At 76.3% G+C, this 2,612-nt stretch carries 2 protein-coding genes and 1 pseudogene; all 3 read right to left on the reverse strand.

What is annotated here, in order from left to right:
- Nucleotides 1-195, reverse strand: a pseudogene (locus CBZ_RS09020) (hypothetical protein); the annotation flags it as partial.
- Nucleotides 195-1,475 (reverse strand): winged helix-turn-helix domain-containing protein, encoded by a 1,281-nt coding sequence (locus CBZ_RS09025; protein ID WP_130781235.1) that lies wholly within the window; start codon nucleotides 1,473-1,475, stop codon nucleotides 195-197. The gene CBZ_RS09025 and the pseudogene CBZ_RS09020, both read right to left, overlap by 1 nt.
- An 84-nt stretch (nucleotides 1,476-1,559) precedes the next feature.
- Entirely contained in the window at nucleotides 1,560-2,207 is a 648-nt protein-coding gene (gene hpf, locus CBZ_RS09030) for a ribosome hibernation-promoting factor, HPF/YfiA family (protein ID WP_130781236.1), read from the reverse strand.
- Nucleotides 2,208-2,612: the final 405 nt, after the last annotated feature.

The raw sequence follows: 2,612 nt of genomic DNA on the forward strand, positions 1-2,612 counted from the left end.
GCTCGGGCGCAGCCCGGCGAAGCCGCCCGCCAGCGCGGCGCCGACGAGCAGCACGAGGCCGCCGCCGAGCAGCCGGTACGCGGCGACCGCGACCGCGGCCAGGCCGCCCTCGTCCCCCGCCGCGGCGCCGGCCAGCCCGCCCGTGCCCCACAGGACGCCCGCGAGCGCGACGAGGAGGAAGTCCGACCGGCGCATCACGCCGCCGTCGCGACGACCTGGCGCAACGGCGCCGCGAGGTCGCCGCGCAGCGAGCCGTCGGGTGCACCGACCACGACGTCGTCGAGCCCGAGCCACGTCGCCGCGAGCCGCAGCTCGTCCGCCAGCGCGTCGAGCGTGCCGCCCGGGAGCCGCTCCTGCCCGCCCGGGCTGGTGTGCGCGGCGACGACGCGCAGGACCCCGGCCGCCCGGTCGGCCTTGAGGTCGACGAGCGCCGGGAGCTCCTCGCCGAGCAGGAACGGCAGGACGTAGTAGCCCCACACACGCTGGGCCTCGGGCACGTAGATCTCGATGCGGTACCGCAGGCCGAACAGCTCCTCGAGGCGCCGCCGCTCGAAGACGAGCGGGTCGAACGGGCTGAGCAGTGCGGCCCCGCGGGCGGTGCGCGGCAGCGTCGCGTCGCGGTGCCGGAACACCGGGCGCCCCTGCCACCCGGCGACCTGCACGGGGACGAGCACGCCCTCCTCGACGAGGTCCGCAGCCGCGAGCGCGACGCGCCGCTGGTTGATGCGGAAGTAGTCGGCCAGGCACCCGAGCGTCCCGATGCCGTGCGCACGCGCCGAGATCTCCAGCAGGCCGCGCACCGCGGTGTCGTCGTCCGGCTGGGGTGCCGCGCGGACGTCGGCGGGCAGGACGCGGTCCGCCAGGTCGTACCGCCGCTCGAACGCGGGGGTGCGCCCTGCCGACGTCACCTCGCCCGTGAAGAACAGGAACTCCAGGACCCGCTTCGCGACGGACCAGTTCCAGCCCCACTCGTCGCGCGACGTCGGGTGGTCCGCCTCGTAGTGGACCTGGACCTCGCTCGCGGTGAGCGGCCCCTGCTCGGTGATGAGCGACCGGATCATGTCGACGACCGGCGCGTGCTGCAGCGGGACGTCGGCGATCACGCCCCACGCCTCCGTGAGGTACGCGCGCTGACGCCAGCCGAGCAGGCGGAACGTCTCGGGCGGCACGAACGACGCCTGGTGCGCCCACGCCTCGACGAGCCGGCGCGGCGCACGGCCCGCGGCACGGTCGAGCAGCGCCGGGTCGTAGGGCCCGATGCGCGAGAACGTCGGCATGAGGTGGGCGCGCGCGAGCACGTTGACCGAGTCGATCTGCAGCAGCCCGAGCCGGTCGACGACGCCCTGGAGGTGGCGCATCGTCGCAGGGCCGGTCCGCGCCGGGCGCGGGACGTCGAGGCCCTGGGCGCGCAGGGCGACGCGGCGCGCCTGCGAGAGCGACAGCGACTCGGTCGGTGCGGGGAGGACGGCGGCCACGGTCACATCATGGCGCGCCCCGCCCACACGACGACGCCCGGCCCCGCGACGGGGACCGGGCGCCGTGCCGCGCGGGCGCGGAGGTCAGCGGGCGACCGCGGCCGCCTCGGGCGTGCCGTTCGTCCGGACCGCGGTGTCGAGCTTGATGACGCCGTAGCTCCAGCCGCGACGGCGGTACGCGACGGCCGGCTGGGCCGTCTCGGCGTCGATGAACAGGTAGAAGTCGTGCCCCACGAGCTCCATCTCGTAGAGGGCGTCGTCCACGGTCATCGGGAGCGCCTCGTGGACCTTCTCGCGGATGACGACGGGCGAGTCGCCGAGCGTCGTCTCGACGGCGCCGTCGGGCGCGGTCACGACGTCGGCGGGCGCGGTCTCGTCGGACGCCTCGGGGGGACGGACGTCGACGGGGGCGATCGGAGTGTGGTTGCGGTGGTCCTTGCGACGGTCGCGCGATCGGCGCAGACGCTCGAGCAGCTTGCCGAGCGCGAGGTCGAGGGCGGCGTACCGGTCGTCGGCGCACGCCTCGGCGCGGATGACGGGACCCTTGTCGACGACGGTGAGCTCGACGCGCTCCGAGAGGTCGGCCTGGCGGGGGTTCGCCTCGTGCGAGACGAGGACGTCGATCCGCTGCGCGCGGGGGGCCAGCTGCTCGATCTTGGCGAGCTTCTGCTCGACGTGCGCCCGGTACTTCGGGAGCACCTCGGTGTGCCGGCCTGCAACCACGATCTCCATGTGAGCCTCCTGGGAGGGCTGAGGGGCGGCTCCTGGCCGCCCGGCGGCGTGCGGGGTGAACTGCCCGGTCGGGCAGTCGGGGGCGGCGTCACCTCCTCCCGCGCCGCGGGGTGGACCACCCTCGTCGGGGGCCCGTTCCGCTGCGCCGTCGGCTCAGGCACCCACGCTAACCCCGTCGTCGGCTCGCGGCCCAATCGGCGACCGACGGGCGGGACGTGGGGTCGGGCACGGCGGGAGGAACCGGACGTCCGGGCCGCGTCGGAGGCGGTGGCGGACGTCCGGAGCCGCCGGACGGTGGTGTCGAGGCCGCGCCGGGCGCGGGCGTCGAGGCGAGCGTCAGGGCGCCCACGACGCGCGCGCCCGCCGCGGCGAGGACCGCCGCGCACGCCGCGAGCGAGGCCCCCG

The organism is Cellulomonas biazotea, assembly GCF_004306155.1.
Lineage (GTDB): Bacteria > Actinomycetota > Actinomycetes > Actinomycetales > Cellulomonadaceae > Cellulomonas > Cellulomonas biazotea.